Genomic DNA, 22029 nt, shown 5'->3' with positions numbered 1-22029 from the left:
GTGCATTCCGGTTGGGCACAGGGGAATGCGGCCGTCAGCGGCCGGCACTCCATTGTGCGTACACCGTCTCCACGAGTCATTCTACCCACGGAGATTTCGCAGACGTTTCGGTGACGCCACCTGACATCTACGCACCCTGACACCGCGGACGACGGCGGCGCACCCGGCCCGCACCCGCCGCCCGCCCGCGCGGCGCACCTCCCCTCCGGATTTGGTGAACGGCCACCGGGCCGGTATAGTCTTTCAAGGCCGATCGTGGTCGATGCGCCCTTAGCTCAGCTGGATAGAGCGTCTGTCTACGGAACAGAAGGTCAGGGGTTCGAATCCCTTAGGGCGCACTCAAAGGTCTGAATCCATCAGGCCAGGTCAAGCCCGGATCCACGACGGATCCGGGTTTTTTGCTGTCGAGCGCGGCCTGGTGGCGTGAGACCCGGCCCCGTCGTCAGGGGCGGGGCACCACGAAGTGGGTCATCCGCGCGTCGCGCCCGTCCAGTGACGCCCACTCCCCCGGAACCGTGAAGACCTGCAGGCCCAGCGTGGGATAGCGCTCCGCCATGGACACGACAGCCTCCTCGTCGGACTCCACGGAGGCGATCCGCATGCCCAGGTCCTGCACCCATGGCATGTGACCGATGACCATCAGCGACCGCACCCGCTCCTCGGTCTCATTGATGACGGCCAGGGCGCGCGTGGCATCAGCCTCGTAGAGACGCGAGTCCAGGTAGGGGGTCGGCGCCTTCTCCCCCAGCTCGCCGCAGACCCAGGTGCAGGTCTGCCGGGTGCGCACGGCATCGGAGCACAGGATCATATCCGGATACACGCCCTGGTTCACCAGCCACTGACCGGCGGCGGGTGCCTCACGATGGCCGCGGCCGCCCAGGGGACGGTCGTGATCATTCACGCCGTCCGGCCAGTCCGACTTGGCATGGCGCAGCAGGATCAGCGTCTTGTCACCGGAGGTGTCGATACGGTCGGGCGTCGCGGCGTCGGCAGGCATACGGCCAGCCTACGTGCCCGCCCTGACTCAGATGCTGTATTCGGGGGCAGCCCAGACGACCACTTCGGGGTGCTCGTAGAAGCGGTACCCCTGCCCGCGCACGGTCCGGACCGTGCCGGAGAGCCGGCCCAGTTTGGACCGCAGCCGGCGGATGTGGACGTCGATGGTGCGCTCGTTCGGCACCTCGTCCGAGTTCCTCCACAGGGACTCGAGCAACTCGTCCCGGCCCACGGTCCGGCCGCCGTTCTCGACGAGGTAGTTCAGCAACTCGAACTCCTTGTAGGTGAGGTTCAGCCCCTCACCGTCCAGCTGGACCTCGCGGCGGGCCAGATCGATCAGGACGCCCGGCTGGCGAGTCGAGACGGGAGCAGGGGCCTGGAGCAGGTCCGGGCGGGTGCCCTGCTGAATGGTCGGATCTCCGAGGACCTGGCGGACCACCTCGAGGTCGGAGCCGGGAGCACCTGCCGGAGCGATCGCCACGGCCGCGGCGGACTGTGAACCGGGCACCAGGGATTCGACATAGTGGCGCAGCTCGTTGGCCAGCCGGGTCAGCGAGGTACCGGCGGCCGAAGCAGCCGACTCGTCCATGCCCACGTAGATGACGAAGCCGCGGGCCTCAGTCTCAGTGGCCACCGCCTGAGGACCCGGGATCCCGTTGGGGGCCAGGACCGGCATCGGTGCCGTCTGGGGCGCCTGCTGCTCGGCCTCCCCTGCGGGCTCCACGACATTCTGGACCGAGTGGAGCTGCCGGCTGGCCGGCGTCCCATAGGTGCCGCCGTGCTCACGGTAACTGCGGACCCGTGCCGCACGACGCTGGGCGTTGCGGACCGAGATGTGGACGTATCCCTGGGGGCTGGTTGTCATGTCGATGAATCCTTGCGTCAGTGTCCTGTTCGGCGTGAGGGCTGCGAGTCAGGCCGGATCACGGCCGTTCCCCGCCGCGGACACCCCGGACAGGAGCCGGCCCGGCCAGACTGCCGGCACCATCGCCGAACTGTCGTCGCCCCCGAGGGGACCGCCGAGTCGCGGAAGTTCATGTGACAACACTCAGCCGTCACATTCGTTCCTGGCAAGTAACAATGGGACGGAGGTCTCACTATGTGAGACGAATACCCCTCTTCGTGAGCAAGATCACACCCATTCCCGGTGGTGAGACACCTATTCCGGCGCAGTGGGGGCAACCTACTGCGAACAGGCCGCGTTCGCACTTTTGTTACCGCACCGGTGAGCGCCCCGGGTTACTCCGCCAGGCCGTAGAGGCGGTCGCCGGCATCGCCGAGGCCGGGGACGATGTAGGACTGCTCATCCAGGCGCTCGTCGATCGCGGCCAGGTAGATGTCCACCTCCACGTCCGCCAGCTCGCGCTCCAACCGGGAGATCCCCTCGGGAGCGCCCAGCAGGCAGATGCAGGTCACCCGCTGCGCATTGCGGGCGTACATGAACCGCACCGCCTCCACCAGGGTGCCCCCGGTGGCCAGCATGGGGTCCAGCAGGAAGACATGGCGGTTTGTCAGGTCCGCCGGCAGCCGTTCCGCGTAGGTGACGATGTCCAGGGTCTCCTCGTTCCGGGCCATGCCCAGGAACCCCACCTCGGCCGAGGGCGCCATCCGCACCATGCCCTCGAGCATGCCCAGACCCGCCCGCAGGATGGGCACCACCAGCGGGGTCGGCTTGGCCAGCGCGACGCCGGTCATCCTCGCCACCGGGGTCTCGATCTCCACGGGCTGGACTTTCACATCCCGGGTGGCCTCGTAGGCCAGCAGCATGACGAGCTCCTCGGTGAGTTGCCGGAAGATCATCGACGGCGTCCCCTTCTTGCGGAGAACGGTCAATTTGTGGCTGACGAGCGGGTGTTCCACGAGCTGTACGCGCATGGGGCCAACCCTACCGGGCGCACGGGGACCACCATCGGCCACCGGACCGCCGAGCCGGCAGGAGAAGGCCACGGGACGGCTAGGGTCGGCCCATGAAGACCTCGCACCACGAGTGGATGGGCGCGGCCCTGGACCAGGCCCGTGCCGCGCTGGACACCTCCGACGTACCGATCGGCGCCGTCGTCGTGGGCCCGGACGGGACCATCCTGGGCACCGGACGCAATGAGCGCGAGGCGACCGGGGATCCCACCGCCCACGCCGAGGTGCTCGCGCTGCGCGAGGCCGCCACCGCGCTCCGTGACGCGGGCGACGGGGACGGCTGGCGGCTGGGCGACTGCACGCTGGTGGTCACGCTGGAACCGTGTGCCATGTGCGCCGGGGCCCTGGTGCTGGCTCGCATCCCCCGGTTGGTGTTCGGTGCCTGGGATCCCAAGGCGGGAGCCTGCGGATCCGTGTTCGACGTGGTGCGGGAGCCCCGGCTGAACCACTGGGTGGAGGTCCACGCCGGCCTCCGCGAGGAGGAGTGCGCCGGGCTCCTGACCGCTTTCTTCCGGGAACACCGCCGCTGAGCGGAACGAGCTTGCCTGAGTGGTTTGGGCAGGGCTGGCCCCCTCCGGTACAGTGGTGCGGTCTGGTGACGTGTCCGAGCGGCCGAAGGTGCAACACTCGAAATGTTGTGTAGGTTCACCCCTACCGTGGGTTCAAATCCCACCGTCACCGCCAGTTAAGAAGGCCTCCACGGCCCGGGTTCCCGGGTGGTGGAGGCCTTCTCGCATGTCCGGACCGGGGCGGACCCAGCGGAACCAAAGCGGAACAAATCAGGGCCCCCCGGTGCTATGCCAGTGGTGCACACGGCAGACGACCCCGTCGAAAGGCAGCGCAGATGACCGGAACCTCCCAGACGACCCCTCCCCCGACGGCGGCCGAGATCGAGCGGTGGCGTGAGGACTTCCCACTGCTGGCCGCCGAGGTGAACGGCCATCCGCTGGCCTACCTGGACTCGGGCGCCACGTCGCAGAAGCCGCGGGCCGTGCTGGACGCCGAACGCGAGTACTACGAGAACCTCAATGCCGCGGTCCACCGCGGCGCCCACACCCTGGCCGCCGAGGCCACCGTGCTCTTCGAGGACGCCCGGGCCACGGTCGCCGAGTTCGTGGGTGCCGAGGAAGACGAGATCGTCTGGACCTCCAACGCCACCGAGGCGCTGAACCTGGTGGCCTATGCATTCTCCAACGCCAGCGTGGGCCGCGGTGGCGTTGCCGCCGAACGGTTCCGGCTGGGCGCCGGGGACGAGATCGTGGTGACGGAGATGGAGCACCACGCCAACCTCATCCCCTGGCAGGAGCTCGCCTTCCGCACCGGAGCCACCCTGCGCTACCTCCCCGTGGGCGACGACGGAGCCCTGCGGATGGAGGCGGCGGACGAGGTCATCACCCCCCGCACCCGCCTGCTGGCCTTCACCCACGTCTCCAACGTCCTGGGGCTGATCAACCCGGTCGAGGACCTCGTGGCCCGGGCCCGCGCCGTCGGAGCATTCGTGGTGCTGGACGCCTGCCAGTCCGTCCCGCACCTGCCCGTGGACCTGAAAACACTCGACGTGGACTTCGCCGCGTTCTCCGGTCACAAGATGTTGGCCCCCACCGGCATCGGCGCGCTCTACGGGCGCCGCGAACTGCTGGCGGCCATGCCACCCTTCCTCACCGGCGGCTCCATGATCACCACGGTCACCATGGAGGCCGCGGAGTATCTGCCGCCCCCGCAGCGCTTCGAGGCGGGCACCCAGAAGGTCTCGCAGGCCATCGCCCTGGCCGCCGCCGTGGACTACCTGAAGGGCATCGGCATGGAACGCATCGCCGCCCACGAGGACGAGCTCGGCGCGCGCCTGCTGGCCGGGCTCGCCGAGATACCCGGCGTGACGGTCCTGGGCGGATCCGCTCAGGGACCGCGCGTGGGCGCGGCCAGCTTTGACCTCGCCGGGGTGCATGCCCACGACGTCGGCCAGTTCCTGGACGATCAGGGCATCGCCATCCGCGTGGGCCACCATTGCGCCCAGCCCCTGCACCGTCGGCTCGGGTTCACGGCCTCCACCCGTGCCAGCACCTACCTCTACAACACCACCGAGGAGGTGGACCGCTTCCTGGAGGGGGTGGCCGCCACCGCGAACTTCTTTGGAGTGAAGGCGTGAGCTCGTCCGATCTGCAGAACCTGTACCAGCAGGTCATCCTCGACTACTCGAAGAATCCCTATGGCGTGGGCCTGTTGGGCGGTGCGGCTGGACAGTCGCACCAGCTGAACCCGACCTGCGGTGATGAGATCACCCTCGAGGTGCACCTGAGCGGCGAAGGGTCCGGCCGGGTGGTCGACCGGATCCGCTGGGAGGGCCACGGCTGCGCGATCTCGCAGGCCTCGGCCTCCCTGCTGACCGAGCTCGCCGAGGGGCTGACGGTGGAGGACTTGCGCACCCGCATCGACGCCTTCCGCACCGCCATGCAGTCCCGCGGCAAGGTCGCCCCGGACGAGGACCTGCTCGGCGACGCCGTGGCCCTCGGTGGGGTCTCGCGCTACGTGGCCCGGGTGAAGTGCGCGATGCTCGGCTGGGTCGCCGCGGAACATGCGCTGACCATGGCCGAGACCCGTTAGTTCTTGCGGTAGTTCTCCCGGGCGAAGGCGGAGTACGGGGCCGGCTCCACGGTGGCGCGGATCCGGACCTGGCGGTGGTTCTCCACCGCGGGTTTGGCCGAGGGCGTCGTCTCGCCCCACACCACGGTGACCTCGGTGCCGGGGGTGGCCACGTCGTGGTCGAGGCTCGCCAGCGAGACGAAGGCGTGCTCGTTGGTGAGGTAGCCGGCGTCGTGCGAGACCCCGACGTCCCGGCCGTCCACCATGACCCGGTCCACCTGGAATTGGCCGTAGCGCGCCTTGGGCATGTCGATGTACTTCGCCGGCACTCCGGGTTCGAACTGCGTCTGGATCGCGGCGGCGACGTCCTCCGGCCGCCACACCAGGGTGACTTTGTGGCGCTGCTGCCCGGCCGCGTGGCGTTCCAGGGCGGCCCGGCCGATGAACTCGTGGTCGAAGGACACGCTGCGCCCATAACCCAGGTCGTACGGCGTCAGGTAGTAGTCCTCCACCGCCGCGGAGTCGAAGCTGCCCGCGAGGGATCCGGCCCGGCTGGCCGGCAGCCACTCGCGGTAGGCCTCGGTGCGCTCGCCGCTGAAGATCGCCGGGAACGGGGAGGGCACCCAGGCGGACTCCAGATTGGAGGAGGAGTAGGCCTTCGAGCCGACCTGGACCAGGTCCAGCCCCTCCCCTGCGGCCAGCAAGGCGGACCGGACCCGCTCGCCCTCGGCCCACGGACCGAACAGCTCGAAGCCCGGCTGTCCCGCCATCCCATGGCGCAGCGAGCGGACCTGGACGCCGTCGATCTCGAAGGTGGCCATGCCGAAGAACCTGGTCTCCGGGACCACGGCACCCGTGGCCTTCTCCATGAGCTCGAGGGCGCGGGGGCCCTGGACCTCGAAGCGGTACTGCTTCGGGTCGCCCTGGCGCACGGCGGAGCTGGCATCACGTTCGAAGGTGACGTCATAGTCCCCGGTCTCCCCGTGATACTGCACCCAGTCCAGGACCATGTGCCAGCCGACCAGGTCGAAAGAGTCCTCCTCCAAGTAGAACAGGATGGCGTCGCCGATCAGATAGCCCTCGTGGTTGACGGCGATGAACTGCTTGGCCTTGTTGGGGGCGAACTTCGCGAAGCTGTTGACGCCCACGTCCGAGAGCAGCCTCAGCGCATCTGGGCCGGTGATGAACAGGTCGGTCATGTGGTGTGACTGGTCCAGCAGGGCCACCGAGGTGCGCCAGGATTCCTGCTCCGAGCGCCAGTTCGTGAACTCCGGCTGCACGGGGAACACGGTGGGCTTCGACGGGGCATGGCGCAGGTACTCGACGGGGGAACCAGCGCGGGCGATGGCTGCGGCCAGGGATTCGGGATGCTGAGACATAAAGGACTCCTGCGGTAGCGACGGTGCTCGGGTGGTGATGTCACCGTCAGCCTACGTATAGTTGCCTGAGTTGATCATAAGAATTGCTTATCCACCGATCTCCCAGATTGAGTCACGGAGCCATGGATCTGAACCTCTTGCGGACCTTCGTGGCCGTCTACGAAACGCGGAGCCTCACCTCGGCCGCGGCCCGGCTCTTCGTCACCCAACCCGCTGTGAGCCAGGCTCTGACGCGCATGCGGCGCCAGTGGGATGATCCGCTGTTCCACCGGGTGGGCCGGGCCATGGAGCCCACCGCGGCGGCCCAGTCGATCTACCCGCTGTTCCGCGACGCACTGATGACCATCGACCGGGCTCTGGACACGATCCACTCCTTCGACCCCGCCACCTCAGACCGCCGCTTCACCGTCGCCATGTCCGAGCTGGGCGAGATCGGTTATTTCCCGGCACTGTTCGCCGCCGTCCGTTCCGCCGCCCCAGGCACCGGGGTCGATGTGATCTCGCTGGACCTGGATCTCGTTCCCGACTGGCTGACCCGGGGAACGGTGGACCTGGCCGTGACCTCCCTGCCGATCTCCGGGGCCTTCGACCACCAGGTGCTGAAATCGGAGCGCTATGCCGTGCTCATGGGCGAGGACCATCCGCTGGCGGCCCCGCCACTGACACTGGAGGCCTACCTGAAAGCTGATCATGCCGTGGTGGCCGGGGATTCCGGCCGGCCGGCCCTGGACGCGGCGCTCCGGCGGTTCGGCGCCCCGATCCATCCAGCGGTCTCCGTGCGTCATTTCGCCTCGCTGCCGTCGCTGCTATCCGCGCCGAACCACCTGCTCGCCACCGTGCCGGCGTCGATCGCCCGGGGCTGGGCGGAGACCTGGCCCGTGGTCCTGAGGGATCTTCCGTTCGAGCTGCCGGGAGTCGAGATCTCCCTGCTGAAGCGGACCACCAGTCAGCACACCGCGGCGCTCGACTGGTTCCACGGCACCGTGCTGCACGCCCTGCGCGGCGACCCGGGCGAGTTCTCCTCCATCGGGGCGCGGAAGCCCCCCGACTCGAGGTCCTGACAGGATGGTCCCATGAGCGTGAAGGTCCTGGCCATCGGCAAGAAGCACGAATCCTGGGTGTCCGGGGGCATCGACCGCTACGCCAAGCGCCTCAAGAAACCCTTCGACGTCACCTGGCAGCTGCTCCCCCACTCCTCCCGCGAGGGCGACGCGGCCCGCGAGGAGGAATCGGCGCGCATCCTGGCCAAGGTCGGCGAGCGCGATCACCTGATGCTGCTCGACGAACGCGGCACCCACCTCGACTCCCCCGGCCTGTCCCGCCACCTCCAGGGCCGCTTCGACGCCGGTCAGGCCGTCACCCTCGTCATCGGCGGCGCCTACGGCGTGGACAGCTCCGTGCACACCCGGGCCAACACGATCTGGTCATTGTCCCCGCTCGTCTTTCCCCACCAGCTCGTCCGCCTGATCGTGGCCGAACAGCTCTACCGCGCGCAGGAGATCGCCGGCGGCCGGCCCTACCACCACGTGTAGGGCGGTGGACCCGAGTTCCTACGCGGTCGGGCCGGAGTCCCGCACCAGGAGGTTCGGGTGGACCTGGGTCCAGCCCTGATCCGCCAGCTCCGATGTATCGTCTCCGTCGCGGAACACAGCAGCCGCGCCCGTGCCATAGTCGAGGATGAGAACCGCCGCATCAGCCGGAGCGCCCTGAGACGGCCCTCCACAGGCCATCGCCCCCGGCTCCACCACCGTGAGGCAGAGACCTCCAGCGAGCTCCGGGTCCCGGGGTTCGGCCAGGTAGTAGGTCACGCCATCGTGCTCGGCCACGAAGCGAACGCTCTCGGGATCGGCGCCCTGCCACGCGTCCGCTTCCAGCGGCCCGGCCCCGACATCGATCGAATCGGCATCCGCCGCAGGCTCGTCGAGGAGGGCGATCCCGGTCTCGCTCTGGCTGCATCCGGTCACCATGAGCAGGGCTCCGAGACCCAGCATCCATCCGATCCTGCGCTTCATCGTCGCTCCCGGCTGCTCAGCGGTTCATGGTCCACCCACCCTAGAGGACCAATCGAAGAGTGTCCGGGGCCCGGCGTAGCATGGCCGCGATGGCCCGAAACTCTCGACCCGACGCCGCAGATCCCGCTGCGGACGAGGTGCTTGCCCGCTTCACCCCTGCCACCCGCGAGTGGTTCGAGGGGGCCTTCGCCGCGCCGACCACCGCCCAACTCGGGGCCTGGGATGCCATCTCCTCCGGCCAGCATGCCCTCGTGGTCGCGCCCACCGGCTCCGGCAAGACGCTCTCGGCGTTCCTCTGGGCCCTCGACGGGTTCCTGCGCTCCCCAGCGGCCAGCCAGCGCACGGAAACGCCGCAGAAGGCGAAGGCCAAGAACCAGACCCGCGTCCTCTACATCTCCCCGCTCAAGGCCCTGGGCGTGGACGTCGAACGCAACCTGCGGGCCCCGCTCATCGGCATCACGCAGACGGCCAAGCGCCTCGGCGAGGCCACACCGGAGGTGCGTGTGGGCGTGCGGTCCGGGGACACCCCCGCCCGCGAGCGCCGGCAGCTGGCCAGCCATCCCCCGGACATCCTCATCACGACCCCGGAATCGCTCTACCTCATGCTGACTTCCCAGGCGCGGTCCACCCTGGCGGGGGTTCAGACGGTGATCGTGGACGAGGTCCATGCCGTGGCCGGAACCAAGCGGGGCGCCCACCTCGCGGTCTCCCTCGAACGGCTCGACGCCCTGCTGGCGCATCCCGCCCAGCGGATCGGGCTCTCGGCCACGGTGGAGCCGAAGGAGGAGGTCGCCCGCTTCCTCGGCGGCGTCCAGCCGGTGCGTGTCGTGGCCCCGGCCTCCACCAAGTCCTGGGACGTGCACGTGACCGTCCCGGTGCCGGACATGACCGAGCTGCCCTCGGCCTCCTCCGCGCACGATCTGGGACCGGGGTCCGGGCTGCAGGCGAACGCCTCGATCTGGCCGCACGTGGAGGAGCGGATCGTCGACCTGGTCGAGGCGAACCGCTCCACCATCGTCTTCGCCAACTCCCGCCGGCTCGCCGAGCGGCTCACCGGCCGCCTCAATGAGATCTGGGAGGAACGCCAGGTCACGCAGACACCCCCGGAGACGCCGGACGCCGGACGGCCCGGTTCCCCGGCCCAACTGATGGGCGGTGCGGGACAGTCCGCCGGCCATGCCTCGCAGGGAACCGGCACCGAGTTCGCCCGCGCTCACCACGGTTCGGTGTCCAAGGAGCAGCGTGCCCTCATCGAGGACGCGCTGAAGTCCGGTCAGCTGCGCTGCGTGGTCGCCACCAGTTCGCTTGAACTGGGCATCGACATGGGGGCGGTGGACCTGGTCATCCAGGTCGAATCGCCGCCGTCGGTGGCCTCCGGGCTGCAGCGGGTGGGCCGCGCCGGCCACCAGGTCGGCGAGACGTCCTCCGGCTGGTTCTTCCCCAAGCACCGCGGAGACCTGGTGGACACCACCGTGGTGGTCGAGCGCATGCTCGCCGGCCGGATCGAGTCGATGTCCATTCCGGCCAACCCCCTGGACATCCTCGCGCAGCAGACCGTGGCCGCCAGCGCCCTGGACGAGCTCGACGTCGAGGCCTGGTTCGACCTGCTCCGCCGCTGCGCCCCCTTCGCCACCCTGCCGCACTCCGCGTTCGAGTCGGTGCTCGACCTGCTCTCCGGCCGCTACCCCTCCGACGAGTTCGCCGAGCTGCGCCCGCGTGTGGTCTGGGACCGGGAAGCCGGCACCCTGTCCGGCCGCACCGGTTCGCAGTGGCTGGCGGTCACCTCGGGCGGGACCATCCCGGACCGCGGCCTCTTCGGCGTCTTCCTCGCCGGCACCGAGGACGAGAAGGCGGGCGACACCACCGCGGGCGCCGCCAAAGCGTCCTCCGGCACCGCCCGCACGGGCGGACGCCGGGTGGGTGAGCTCGACGAGGAGATGGTCTACGAGTCCCGGGTGGGGGACGTGATCGTCCTCGGCGCCACGAGCTGGCAGATCCAGGACATCACCCATGACCGGGTCCTCGTGATCCCCGCCTTCGGGCAGCCGGGACGTCTCCCCTTCTGGCGGGGCGATGCCGAGGGCCGTCCCGCCGAGCTCGGTGAGGCGGTCGGGGCCTTCCGCCGCGAGGTCTCCGCCGGACTGGGCCCCGGGCTGGGCGAAGGCGAGGCCGGCGCCGGGAGCCCGAGGTCCGAGCGGCTGGCCGCGGCCGGACTGGATGAGTGGGCCCAGGACAATCTGACCGCGTACCTGACCGAACAGCGGGAGGCCACCGGGCAGCTGCCCACGGAGAAGACGCTCGTGGTGGAGCGGTTCCACGACGAGCTCGGGGACTGGCGCGTGGTGCTGCACTCCCCCTTCGGGATGCCGGTGCACGCGCCGTGGGCGCTGGCCGTCGGCGCCCGGCTGCATGCCCGGTACGGGATGGACGGCTCCGCGATGGCCGCCGATGACGGCATCGTGCTGCGGGTGCCGATGATGGAGGATGAGCCGCCCGGAGCGGACCTATTCCTTTTCACGGCGGAGGAACTCGAGGAACTCGTCACGGCAGAGGTGGGCGGGTCGGCGCTGTTCGCCGCCCGGTTCCGGGAGAACGCCGCCCGGGCGCTGCTCCTCCCCCGCCGGGATCCCGGCAAACGCACTCCGCTGTGGCAGCAGCGCCAACGATCGGCGCAGCTCCTGGAGGTCGCGCGGAAGTACCCGCAGTTCCCGATCATCCTCGAGACCGTCCGCGAATGCCTGCAGGACGTCTACGACCTCCCCGCGCTCAAGGATCTCGCCACCCGGATCGAGGCGAAGTCCCTGCGGCTGGTGGAAACCACCACCCAGACCCCCTCGCCTTTCGCCCAATCGCTGCTGTTCGGCTACGTGGCCCAATTCATCTACGAGGGCGACTCCCCCCTGGCCGAGCGCCGGGCCGCCGCCCTCTCCCTGGACCCCGGCCTGATCAACGAGCTGCTGGGGCGGGCTGAACTCCGGGACCTGCTGGACCCGGACGTCATGGCCACGGTGGAGGCGGACCTGCAACGGCTCTCCCCGGACCGCCGGGTCAAGGGTGCCGAGGGACTCGCGGACCTCCTCCGCCTGCTCGGCCCCCTGACCGCCGAGGACGCCGCCGCCCGCTTGCGCCCCCCTGAGACCAGCGATCCCCCAGAGACCAGCTATCCCGCAGAGAGCAGGGACGCAGGGACAGACGAGGCAATCGGCTTGCTGGACCAGCTCGTCACCGCGAACCGGGCCCTGCAGGTCAGGATCAACGGCGAGATCCGGTATGCCGCCGTGGAGGACGCGGCCCGGCTGCGCGATGCCCTCGGCGTGGCGCTGCCCCTGGGCCTTCCCCTGGCCTTCATCGAGCCCGTGGAGGATCCGCTCGGAGACCTCGTCTCCCGCTACGCGCGCACCCACGGGCCCTTCACCGCCGCCGAGGCCGGGGTGACGCTGGGACTAGGCGCCGCCGTCGTGCTCCAGGTCCTGCAGCGGCTCGCCGCCGAACACCGCGTGACCGAGGGGCAATTCCGCCCCACGGCCGGCCACGGTACTGACGGGGACGGCGCCCGGCCCTCCGGCCCGCACGAGACCGAGTGGTGCGAGGTCGAGGTGCTGCGGCGCATCCGGCGGCGGTCCCTGGCGGCGCTGCGGGCGGAGGTGGAACCGGTCGAGCAGGCCGCCTACGCCCGGTTCCTCGCCGACTGGCAGCACCTGTCCCCAGCCCGTGGGGGCGGTTCACCGGCCACGCTGTCCGGGATCGACGGGGTGGCCGCCGTACTCGATCAGCTCTCCGGCGTCCCCGTGCCCGCCAGCGGGTGGGAGAGCCACGTCCTGCCCTCCCGCGTCCGCGACTACACGCCGGCCCTCCTGGACGAATTGCTGGCCAGTGGCGAGTTCCTCTGGTCCGGCACCGCCGCCGCCAGTGGCAACGACGGCTGGCTCGCCTTCCACAGCGCCGACTCCGCGGACCTGTCCCTGGTGCGGGCCGAGGGCCTCGAGCTCGGTCACGTGCACCGGGCCCTGCTGGATGTGCTCGACGGCGGCGGGGCCTGGTTCTTCGGCCAGCTCGCCGAGCGGGCGCGCTCCGTCCTCGCTGCGGCAGCGTTCACGCCCGACGCACCCGGTGCGCCGACGCCGCGGGTCTCCTCCGGTGACCTCCTCCGCGCCCTCTGGGACCTGGTGTGGGCCGGGCTCGTGGGCAACGACACCTTCGCCCCGATCCGCGGGCTGCTGGGTCAGGGCCGCACCGCCCACAAGTCCAGGTCGCGCTCGCCCCGGGCCCGGCCGGCGCGGCCCGGCCGCAGCGCGAGGCTGTCCCGGTTGGCACGACTCCAGGAGGCCTCCGGCAGTCTCGGCGCCGACGCGGGACGGACCGACGCACTGGCGCGCCCGGCCGGCGGCCTGCCCGCGGATCTGGGCCCGATGGAGGTCGCCCGGGCCGCGGGCCGCTGGTCTCTGCTGCCGGAGCCCTCGACCGATCCGACCCTCCGGGCGCACGCCACCGCCGAGTATCTGCTGGACCGCTATGGGGTCATCACCCGCGGTTCCGTGATGGCGGAGGAGGTCCTCGGCGGCTTCGCAATGCAATACCGGCTGCTGACGCGCATGGAGGAAGCCGGTCAGGTCCGCCGCGGCTATTACGTGGAGCACCTGGGCGCGGCCCAGTTCTCCACGGGGGCCACGGTGGACCGGCTCCGCGGATTCGCCCAGCAGGATGTGCCGGCCCCCCAGCACGCCGGGGCACCGTCCCCCTGGCAGGGTGACCGCGCGGAGCCCGCTCCGCTGGCCATCGCGCTGGCGGCCACCGACCCCGCCAACCCCTACGGCGCGGCCCTGCCCTGGCCGGATGTGCCCGCCGGCCCGGACGGGGTGCGGCCGACGGGGCAACGCCCCGGGCGAAAGGCCGGCGCCGTCGTCGTCCTCGTGGCCGGCGAGCTGGCCCTGTACGTGGAACGGGGCGGGCGCACCCTGCTGCTGTTCGCGGACGAGCCCACGGAACTCGGCGCGATGTCCACCGCGCTGGCGTGGGCTCTGCGGACCGCGCGGGTGGAGAAGATGTCGCTGGAGAAGGTCAACGGCCTGCCACTCACCGGCACCCCGCTGGCCACGGCGCTGGCCGAGGCGGGGTTCTACTCGTCCCCGTCCGGGCTGAGGTTCAGGTCGTGAGCCATGCCCGAAGGTGATTCCCTCGTCCGGCTCGCCGACCGGCTGCGGCCGGTGCTGGAGGGCCAGGACCTGCTCCGCACCGACTTCCGCGTCCCCCGCCTGGCCACCGTGGACCTCAGCGGCAGCGCCGTGCGCTCGGTCCGGTCCCGGGCCAAATACCTCCTGCTCGAGGTCGACGCCGCCGAGGGACTGACCGTGCTCTCCCACCTCAAGATGGAGGGCCGCTGGGAGACGTACACCCGGGTGGACGGCACCGGATCCCCGGTCACGCCGCGCTGGCGCCATCCCGCCTGGCAGGCCCGGTGCGTGCTGGAGACGGCCCAGCACCAGGTGGTCGGATTCCAGCTGGGCCTGATCGAGGTCCTGCCGACGGCTGAGGTCCCGGACCGGCTGGGCTTCCTCGGTCCCGACCTGCTGGACCCGGAGTGGGCGGACCCGGACCGGGCCGGCGAGCTGAGGGCCGAGGCGGTCCGGCGGCTGCTCGCGGAGCCGGAGCGGCCCCTCGGACTGGCCCTGCTGGACCAACGGCTGCTCTCCGGCATCGGCAACATCTACCGCTGCGAGGCCCTCCTGCTGGCCGGGCTGGACCCGCACCGGCCGGTCGCCTCCGTCCCCGATCTGCCGGGCCTGGTGGACCTGGCCCGGGACCTGATGCGGGCCAACACGGCACCGGCCCCGCCCGGCCGGCCGGCACCCCGGCGCACCACCACGGCCGTGGTGCCCGACGCGGGCGCCCCCTACGGCGTGCGCGTCACGTTCCCCGCCGCCCTGCCCCCACGGCGGAACACGCCGCCGTACTGGGTCTACGGCCGCCAGCGCGAGGGATGCCTGCGCTGCGGCGGGCCGGTGACGGTCGCAACTCTCGGTGACGGCACCGGGGAACGTACCCTGTACTGGTGCAGGCAGTGCCAACGGTGACCGTCCACGTGCCGCGGCACCTCCGATCCCGAGGAGACTGAGATGGCCGATCCCTTCCCGCAGGACCGCGCCCATTCCACGGTGGCCCTCGTGCTGGCCGGAGGCCAGGGCAGCCGGCTGTCCCCGCTGACCGATGCCCGGTCCAAACCGGCCGTGCCGGTGGCCGGCCAGTACCGGCTCATCGACGTGGTCCTGTCCAACCTGGCCAACTCTGGCCTGAGGGACGTGTGGATCGTGGAGCAGTACCGGCCCTTCACCCTCAATCAGCACCTCGCCGGTGGCCGGCCCTGGGACCTGGACGGCACCCGTCACGGCCTGCGCCTGTTGCCCCCGGCCGAGGGACGCGCCGAGGAGGGCTTCGCCGCCGGCAACGGGCATGCCCTGCACCAGCAGGTGCCCCTGCTGGAGTCCTTCGGCGCGGACACCGTGGTGGTGGTCAGCGCCGACCACCTGTACCAATTCGACCTGCGGCCCGCGCTGGAGCAGCACCGCACCCGGCGGTCCGAGCTGACCGTGGTGACCACGCAGACGGACGAGGACCCCTCCCGCTTCGGGGTGGTGCAGGTGGACGCGGACCGCGCGGTCACCCGCTATGACCACAAGCCCGAGGATCCGGACGGCAGCCTGGTGGCCACGGAGATCTTCATCTACGACGTCGCCGCCCTCCGGCAGGTGACCCGCCGGCTCACCGTGGAGCAGGGGGACGAGGACGGGGACTCCCTGGGCGACTACGGGGAGTCGATCGTGCCGCACTTCGTGGAGCACCGGAGAACCCACGCCTACCGGCTGGACGGGTATTGGCGGGACGTCGGCACCGTGGAGGCCTACTTCAAGGCGCACATGGAACTTCTGGACGGCACCGGCCTGGACCTGGACCGGCCCGGCTGGCCCCTGATCACGAATCCGAAGCATGCCCCTCCGGCCTGGATCGGCACCCGGGCCACGGTGTCCGCCTCCCTCGTGGCGGCCGGTTGCCGGATCAGGGGTGAGGTCGAGCACAGCATCGTCGGCCCCGGTGTGGTGGTGGAGGCCGGCGCCCGGGTGTCCCGGTCGGTCCTGCTCGGCGACTGCGTGGTCCCCGCGGGAGCCGAGTTGGAGTCGGTCATCGCGGACGTCGGCGCGGAGATCCCCACCGGACGCTCCGGCCGGACAAAGCCCGGCCCCGGCAACATCACCGTCCTCGTGCCGGCCGACCGCGGGCCCGCCAGCGCGGACGAGACCACCGGGACCTGACTCACGCGCCCGTCCCCGGGAGTTCCGTGGCGGCGTACAGGGCGGCCCTGCGGGTCTGGAAGACTGGGGCCGTGTCCCAGCCACCGCCCCTGCCCGTCCGTGACGGCGTGAACGCCACCCGGCTCACCGTTCCGGACCACGGTTGGGACACCATCCTGGCCTACGTGCTGCACCGGTGGGGCCATGTGGACCCGGTGGGGATCGTCGAGCGATTCCGGACAGGCGAGGTCCGCGCCGCCGACGGCACCACGGTCACCGAGCACACCCCCCTCAGCGCCCATGACTTCGTCTGGTACTACCGCAGTGTTCCGCAGGAGGCGCCCATCCCCTTCCCCATCACGGTGCTCCACCAGGACGAGCACCTGGTAGTGGCGGACAAGCCGCATTTCCTCCCCACCACCCCAGGCGGCCGCTTCGTGCAGGAATCGGCGCTGGTGCGGTTGCGCAACCAGCTCGGACTGGACCACCTCGTGCCCATGCACCGCCTCGACCGGGCGACCGCCGGCGTGGTGATGTTCTCCACCAACCCGGACACCCGGGGCGCCTACCAGGTGCTCTTCGAACGGCGCCAGATCTGGAAGGTCTACGAGGCCGTCTCGGCGCTTCCCGACGGCGGCGCGGCAGGCCGGTTCCCGCTCACCTACCGCAACCGGATGGACAAGGTGAAGGGCGTGCTCACCGCCCGCACGCTGGACTACGGCCCTCGGGACTCGGGCCGCTCCCCGGGCCGGGCCACCCGGCCGGGCCGGAAGACGAACCGGCCGACCGTGGGGGCCAATGCTCAGACCCGCGTCGAGCTGATCGGAACGGGCGTCTCCGCGGGCACCTGGGCCGGTGCCGGCGTCGCCCACGTCCGGTTGCACCCGCACACCGGACGCACCCATCAGCTGCGCGTGCACCTGGCCGCCCTCGGGCTGGGGATCCTCAACGACCCGTTCTATCCGGACCTGCTGGACGCCGCCCCGGACGACTACGACCGGCCGCTGCAGCTGCTGGCCCAGACGATCGGGTTCACGGATCCGCTGACCGGTGCCCCGCGGCGCTTCAGCTCCCGGCTGGCCCTGGCCGAACGTCCGAGGCCGGTGGCGTGACCGGCATGCCGCCGGGCCTGGACACCGCCTGGGTCGAGTCGCTGGGCGGGTGGTTCCACGTGTTGACCGCCGTCCTGGTGGCCGTCGACGCGCCCGTGCCGCCGGTGCCGAGCGAACTGTTCGTCATCGGCTCGGGAGCCATGTCCCAGCTGGGCAGCGTGGCGCTGGTCCCTTCAATAATGGCGGCATGGCTGGGGTGCTGGGCCGGGGACGTCGGGCTGTACGCCCTGTTCCGGTTCCAGTTGACCGGACTGCTGGACCGGGCCTCATGGGGCCAGCGCATCCACCGGGGGATCCTGCGGCTGCTGGACAAGGCCGGGCCGGCGCCGGGATACGCCTCCCTGTTCGTGTTGCGCTTCGTGTCGGGAGGCCGGACGGCGTCCATGGCCGCCGCCGGGATCGCCGGCATCCCCTGGGGCCCGTTCCTGGCCCTGTCAGGCATCGGTTCCGCCGTGTGGTCCGTCTACATGGTGGGCCTCGGGTGGTTCACCGGCAGCGCGACAGGCCTGCCGTTCTGGGCCAGCGCCGTGGTGGGCATGGGATTGGGTACCCTTGCAGGGTTGATCATTGCGGGGATCGTCGCCATCCGGCGGCGATCGGGGAGAGGTGATGGGTGAACGCTGAGTCGTCGTCCTCTGCTGCGCTGGAACGGATGAAGGCCGCGGCGGAGAAGCCGTCCGGTCCGGCAGCCACCGGAGCGGGTGACGGACCACGCCCCGATCCTGTCCCCGGCAGTGCCCCTGAAGCGGACGCTGAAGCCACCAGGGATTCTTCGCCGACGCCCGTCGCGGACCAGCCGCGCCTACGGCACGCCAACACCCACGAGACCCAGGGCCCCCTCGAGTCTTTCAACGACTGGCTCGATTCCCTCGGCGAGCCCGACTGGGACAAGGTCACCCAGTCCATCTACGAGTCGCCGGCGACCATGAAGGCCGCCTACGAGCGGCAGAAGGCCCACCGTGAGGCGGAACGCCAGCGGCGCGCCGAGGAGAAGGCCGAGGCCGAGCGGAGAGCAGCCGCCGAACGCGCGGAGGCCGAGCGGCAGGCAGAGCTCGAGCGCCAGCGCGCCGCCGAGCAGGCCGAGGCAGACCGGATTGAAGCCGAACGGCTCGCCGCCGAGGCGGCCGAACTCGAGGCCCGGCGCCAGGCCGAGGAGGACGCCCGCCTCGAGCAGGAGCGGCTGCTGGAACTCCAGCGTGCCGAGGAAGAGGCCCTGCGCCGGGAGATGGAACGCCAGGAGCACGAGGAGTGGCTGGCCCGCCAGCGCGAACGCGAGACGTGGGCCCTGCAGGTCGCGGCCCGGGAGTCCGATGGGACCGACTGGGTGCCCCCGGCGGAACGGCGCGCCATGCTCGAGGAGCGCGGCGAGAATCTGACTGACGCCCAGCTGCTGGAACGGGCCCGGGCCTCCTTGCCGGAATGGCGTCACCGTGACCGGATCGTGGAGAAGGCCCAGGCCATCGAGGCCTCCACCGTCCGGCGCACCCGGCCGGCGGCCGCCGCCGCGGGGCCGGAGCCGGCACCTGCCCCTCACGGTTATATCCCGCCCTACAACCTGCCCTCCCGGGAACCGGACCCGGCACCGACCTCGTTGGACCTGCTCCGTCGGATCACCGTGACCGTGGCCTACCTGGCATTCGTGCTCGGTGGCGTCTACGGCCTCGGTTTCCTGGGCGAGGACGCCACCGGCCCCTGGCTGCACGACCTGCATCAGGGGCGGTTCGCCGGCGGCTTCTCCATGCTGTCCATGGCCTTCTGGCACCAGCTCATCTGGCCGGTGCTGTGGGTGGCCCTGGGCATCTACACGGTGCACCAGTGGTTGCCGAGCCAGGCCTCCGCGGACCGTCAACGCGCCACCGGCTGGCGCATGGCAGCGGCCATGGTGGCCACGGTGGCGTGGTTCGTCCTGGCCCGGACCGGGGCCATGCTCGGGGTCGAACTGTTCGTCTGGCTGGCCCTGGGCTATCTCCTCGTGGACAGCGTCCACCAGCTGAACCTCTACACCGCGCGGAACCGGCTGGAGAGGGCCATCACGGACGGCATGATCGGGCTGTTCACCGGCTGGGCCCTGATCTTCGCGGCCACCAACGCGTCCATCTGGCTGCAGTCCCTCGGCATCAACCTGCTCTGGCTCCCCGGCCCGGTCTGGGCCGTGCTCACCCTGGTGGTGGTGGTCTGGGGAACCGCCATGATGTCCATGACCGAGCGCGGCCGCATCAGCATCGCCCTCGGCCTCTCCTGGGGTCTGGCCGCGATCCTGGTGCCCCGGCTCGTGGGGTCCATGACCTCCGTCTGGGTCGCGATCGTGGCCGCCATGGCCCTGTTCATGGTGCTGCTGGCCACTGAGAACCGCCGCTACCGGATCAACCACGCCGAGCATCGGGCCGCCCTGGGCCACGAGGTCGACGAGGTCTAGCCGACCGGCGACCAGCGGCCGCGGTCCCGGCGGAGCACGTCCAGGCGTCCGGTCGTGGCCACGTCCCGGACGCCCGCGCGCATCCGGCCGGCCGCGGCCAGAGCGGCGCGGTTCTCCGAGTCCCACGTGGAGTCGGGAACCGTGAACCGCAAGACGATGCGCGGCACCCTGGCCACCACCTCCAGGTCCTTGGCCTCCACGTTGTGGGTGGCGGCGAGGGCCGCCTCGGCACGGTCCATCACCTCTTCGGGGCCATGGCCGGGCAGCAGGTCACCGATCTGGAGTCGGGCGCGGAAGGACGGCATGGGATCAGTCTAGGAATACTGCCGGACCACCCCGTGGTTGTGCCTGACATGAGTCTTCTCTTCGATCCCGTCACCGTGTCCGGCCTCACCCTGCGCAACCGGCTGATCCTGCCGCCCATGTGCCAGTACAACGTCACCGCCAAGGACGGCGTCCCCGGGCCCTGGCACCTGACGCACCTGGGTGCCCGCGCCTCCGGTGGCTTCGGGATGGTGGTGGCCGAGGCCACCTCGGTGCTGCCCGAGGGCCGCATCTCGGACCAGGACACCGGCCTGTGGAACAACACCCAGCGCGATGCCTGGGCCCCGATCGTGGACTTCATCCGTTCTCAGGGCGCCGTCCCGGCCATCCAGCTGGCCCACGCCGGTTCCAAGGCCTCCACGTGGCCCGCCCACCCCGGGTTCCAGGATGACGCCATCCCGCTGGATGAGGGCGGCTGGGAGACCGTCTCCCCGTCCGGCGTCCCGGCCGTCTCCGCCGTCGGCCCCACCCGGGAGTTGAGCGGTGCCGAGATCGAGCAGGTCATCGAGGCCTTCGCCGCGTCCGCCCGCCGCGCTGACGAGGCCGGGTTCGACGCCGTGCAGATCCATGGCGCCCACGGTTACCTCATTCACCAGTTCCTGTCCCCCGTGACCAACCGCCGGACCGATGAGTGGGGCGGCTCCTTCGAGAACCGGACCCGCCTGGCCCGTCGGATCGTGGAGGCCGTCCGAGAGGTCTGGCCGGCGGAGAAGGTTCTCGGCATCCGGCTCTCCGGCTCCGACTGGCTCGAGGACAGCTGGGGCGAGCAGGACACCGTCCGCCTTGTCCGCGACCTCACCGGCCACGGCCTGGACTGGGTGGATGTCTCCTCCGGTGGCATCGGGGATACCTTCCAGGGACCGACCGGGCCCGCCTACCAGGTCCCCCTGGCCGACGCCGTCCTCGCCGGCACCGCAGACCTCCCCCTGGGTGCGGGACAGGGCCTGCAGGTGTCCGACGACGGCGCCTCCCGCCGCCTGTTCGTCTCGGCCGTCGGGGCGATCACCGACCCCGAGCTTGCCGAGTCCGTGCTCGCCGAGGGCCGGGCGGATGCCGTCGACATCGGCCGGGCCGCCCTGGTCCACCCCAACTGGCCCGTGGAGGCAGCCCAGTCGCTCGGCGACGAGCGGTGGCGGCAGCTGCTGGCCCCGGCCTACCACCGCGGCTCCTGGGGCCGGCTGTCCACGCCGGTGCGCCAGCGGGAAGCCGCGGCCGCAGGCGTGGCCGGCTGATCTGACCGGGTGCTGCCCTTCCTGCTGATCCAGACCCGCGCGGATGATGCCGTCGCGGCGGACGAGGTCCGTTCCACCACCGCACTCGGCGGCTTCTCCGACGGCGAGCTGACCCCGCTGCGGCTGGACCGTCTCGTCGCGGCCGCCCGGCCGTCGTCGGGCGGCACCGCTGACCTCGACTGGGAGGCCCTCCTGGGCCGCCATTCCGGGGTGGTGGTCGGCGGCAGCCCGTTCAACTCCTCCGACCCGGAGGAGTTGAAGTCCGACCTGCAGGTCGCCGTCGAGGTCGAGCTGCGGCGGATGCTGGATGTGGTGCTGGACCGGGACGTCCCGTTCCTCGGCGCCTGCTACGGCGTCGGCACCCTCGGCCTGCACCAGGGGGCCACGGTGGACGAGACCTACGGGGAACCGGCCGGGGCCGCCGTCGTGCGTGTGACCGAGGCCGGGCGGCAGGATCCGCTGCTGGCCGGCGTGGCTGTGGAGTTCACCGCCTTCGTGGGGCACAAGGAGGCCGTCCGCCTTCTGCCGCCCCACGCCGAGGTGCTGGTCACCGGCGAGGCCTGCCCGGTGCAGATGTTCCGGATCGGACGGCATCAGTACGCCACCCAGTTCCACCCCGAACTGGATCTGCCCGGACTGCTGTTCCGCCTGGAGACCTATGCGGGCCACGGCTACTACGAGCCAGCCGAGACGGAAGAGCTCTTCACCCGAGTGCGGGCGGCCACGGTGACCGAGCCGCAGAAGATCCTGGCGAACTTCCGTAATCGGTACGCGCGCTGAC

Annotated in this window: 19 protein-coding genes and 2 tRNA genes; 15 read left to right on the top strand and 6 right to left on the bottom strand. The window is 71.0% G+C overall.

The window, feature by feature from the left end; translation table 11 throughout:
- The first annotated feature begins 264 nt into the window (after nucleotides 1-264).
- A tRNA-Arg gene (locus tag RUH65_RS05350) sits at nucleotides 265-338 on the top strand.
- Nucleotides 339-442: 104 nt separating this feature from the next.
- On the opposite strand, the gene RUH65_RS05345 is transcribed toward RUH65_RS05350, so the two are convergent.
- The 3 genes from RUH65_RS05345 to upp form a co-directional block, all read right to left on the bottom strand.
- Complete coding sequence (locus tag RUH65_RS05345) at nucleotides 443-997, bottom strand: histidine phosphatase family protein (protein ID WP_313816220.1); 555 nt, start codon at nucleotides 995-997, stop codon at nucleotides 443-445.
- Nucleotides 998-1024: 27 nt separating this feature from the next.
- Complete coding sequence (locus tag RUH65_RS05340; RefSeq protein ID WP_313816219.1) at nucleotides 1025-1861, bottom strand: winged helix-turn-helix domain-containing protein; 837 nt, start codon at nucleotides 1859-1861, stop codon at nucleotides 1025-1027.
- Nucleotides 1862-2235: 374 nt separating this feature from the next.
- The gene (gene upp / locus RUH65_RS05335) at nucleotides 2236-2871 is read right to left on the bottom strand and encodes a uracil phosphoribosyltransferase (RefSeq protein ID WP_313816218.1); all 636 of its coding nucleotides are present in this window, start codon (nucleotides 2869-2871) and stop codon (nucleotides 2236-2238) included.
- 92 nt (nucleotides 2872-2963) lie between these two features.
- On the opposite strand from upp, the gene tadA reads away from it, so the two are divergent.
- The 4 genes from tadA to sufU all read left to right on the top strand — a co-directional run bounded on the left by tadA (nucleotide 2964) and on the right by sufU (nucleotide 5511).
- Nucleotides 2964-3440: a tRNA adenosine(34) deaminase TadA gene (gene tadA / locus RUH65_RS05330; protein WP_313816217.1), complete on the top strand. Its 477-nt coding sequence runs from the start codon at nucleotides 2964-2966 to the stop codon at nucleotides 3438-3440.
- 64 nt (nucleotides 3441-3504) lie between these two features.
- Nucleotides 3505-3594 (top strand) — tRNA-Ser (locus RUH65_RS05325).
- A 160-nt stretch (nucleotides 3595-3754) separates the two neighbouring features.
- Complete coding sequence (locus RUH65_RS05320) at nucleotides 3755-5056, top strand: cysteine desulfurase (RefSeq protein ID WP_313816216.1); 1302 nt, start codon at nucleotides 3755-3757, stop codon at nucleotides 5054-5056.
- Nucleotides 5053-5511: a Fe-S cluster assembly sulfur transfer protein SufU gene (gene sufU / locus RUH65_RS05315; RefSeq protein ID WP_313816215.1), complete on the top strand. Its 459-nt coding sequence runs from the start codon at nucleotides 5053-5055 to the stop codon at nucleotides 5509-5511. Before RUH65_RS05320 ends, sufU begins: the two co-directional genes overlap by 4 nt.
- Here the strand turns inward: sufU and RUH65_RS05310 are convergent.
- Nucleotides 5508-6869 (bottom strand): aminomethyl transferase family protein, encoded by a 1362-nt coding sequence (locus RUH65_RS05310; protein ID WP_313816214.1) that lies wholly within the window; start codon nucleotides 6867-6869, stop codon nucleotides 5508-5510. The two genes, sufU and RUH65_RS05310, sit on opposite strands and share 4 nt — an antisense overlap.
- 122 nt (nucleotides 6870-6991) lie before the next feature.
- Between RUH65_RS05310 and RUH65_RS05305 the strand changes: the two genes are divergently transcribed.
- The gene (locus RUH65_RS05305; protein ID WP_313816213.1) at nucleotides 6992-7930 is read left to right on the top strand and encodes a LysR family transcriptional regulator; all 939 of its coding nucleotides are present in this window, start codon (nucleotides 6992-6994) and stop codon (nucleotides 7928-7930) included.
- 12 nt (nucleotides 7931-7942) lie between these two features.
- Entirely contained in the window at nucleotides 7943-8401 is a 459-nt protein-coding gene (locus RUH65_RS05300) for a 23S rRNA (pseudouridine(1915)-N(3))-methyltransferase RlmH (RefSeq protein ID WP_313816212.1), read from the top strand.
- 18 nt (nucleotides 8402-8419) lie between these two features.
- Here RUH65_RS05300 and RUH65_RS05295 read toward each other — a convergent pair whose 3' ends face one another.
- A complete protein-coding gene (locus RUH65_RS05295) occupies nucleotides 8420-8881 on the bottom strand; it encodes a hypothetical protein (protein ID WP_313816211.1) in 462 nt (153 codons plus the stop codon).
- Between the two features lie 89 nt (nucleotides 8882-8970).
- Here RUH65_RS05295 and RUH65_RS05290 point away from each other — a divergent pair, with 89 nt between their 5' ends.
- The 6 genes from RUH65_RS05290 (at nucleotide 8971) to RUH65_RS05265 (ending at nucleotide 19692) form a co-directional block, all read left to right on the top strand.
- The gene (locus tag RUH65_RS05290; protein WP_313816210.1) at nucleotides 8971-14034 is read left to right on the top strand and encodes an ATP-dependent helicase; all 5064 of its coding nucleotides are present in this window, start codon (nucleotides 8971-8973) and stop codon (nucleotides 14032-14034) included.
- Nucleotides 14035-14037: 3 nt separating this feature from the next.
- Complete coding sequence (locus RUH65_RS05285; protein ID WP_313816209.1) at nucleotides 14038-14952, top strand: DNA-formamidopyrimidine glycosylase family protein; 915 nt, start codon at nucleotides 14038-14040, stop codon at nucleotides 14950-14952.
- Between the two features lie 42 nt (nucleotides 14953-14994).
- Nucleotides 14995-16185: a sugar phosphate nucleotidyltransferase gene (locus RUH65_RS05280; protein WP_313816208.1), complete on the top strand. Its 1191-nt coding sequence runs from the start codon at nucleotides 14995-14997 to the stop codon at nucleotides 16183-16185.
- Between the two features lie 71 nt (nucleotides 16186-16256).
- A complete protein-coding gene (locus RUH65_RS05275) occupies nucleotides 16257-17276 on the top strand; it encodes a pseudouridine synthase (RefSeq protein WP_313816207.1) in 1020 nt (339 codons plus the stop codon).
- A gap of 5 nt (nucleotides 17277-17281) precedes the next feature.
- Nucleotides 17282-17893, top strand: a complete 612-nt coding sequence (locus tag RUH65_RS05270) for a VTT domain-containing protein (protein WP_313816226.1) — start codon at nucleotides 17282-17284, stop codon at nucleotides 17891-17893.
- Nucleotides 17890-19692 carry a hypothetical protein gene (locus RUH65_RS05265; RefSeq protein WP_313816205.1) on the top strand — a complete coding sequence of 601 codons (1803 nt, stop codon included), beginning with the start codon at nucleotides 17890-17892 and terminating at the stop codon, nucleotides 19690-19692. The genes RUH65_RS05270 and RUH65_RS05265 overlap by 4 nt, the downstream gene beginning before the upstream one ends.
- On the opposite strand, the gene RUH65_RS05260 is transcribed toward RUH65_RS05265, so the two are convergent.
- A complete protein-coding gene (locus tag RUH65_RS05260) occupies nucleotides 19689-19997 on the bottom strand; it encodes a hypothetical protein (protein WP_313816204.1) in 309 nt (102 codons plus the stop codon). The genes RUH65_RS05265 and RUH65_RS05260 overlap by 4 nt on opposite strands.
- Before the next feature lie 48 nt (nucleotides 19998-20045).
- Here RUH65_RS05260 and RUH65_RS05255 point away from each other — a divergent pair, with 48 nt between their 5' ends.
- Together RUH65_RS05255 and RUH65_RS05250 are read left to right on the top strand one after the other, a co-directional pair.
- Nucleotides 20046-21248 carry an NADH:flavin oxidoreductase/NADH oxidase gene (locus tag RUH65_RS05255; RefSeq protein WP_313816202.1) on the top strand — a complete coding sequence of 401 codons (1203 nt, stop codon included), beginning with the start codon at nucleotides 20046-20048 and terminating at the stop codon, nucleotides 21246-21248.
- 9 nt (nucleotides 21249-21257) lie between these two features.
- Nucleotides 21258-22028: a glutamine amidotransferase gene (locus RUH65_RS05250; RefSeq protein WP_313816201.1), complete on the top strand. Its 771-nt coding sequence runs from the start codon at nucleotides 21258-21260 to the stop codon at nucleotides 22026-22028.
- Nucleotide 22029: the final 1 nt, after the last annotated feature.

This window comes from Citricoccus sp., from assembly GCF_032154715.1.
GTDB lineage: Bacteria > Actinomycetota > Actinomycetes > Actinomycetales > Micrococcaceae > Citricoccus.
Note: the sequence above shows the minus strand (reverse complement) of the source record. Positions and strands in the feature narration are given on the sequence as shown.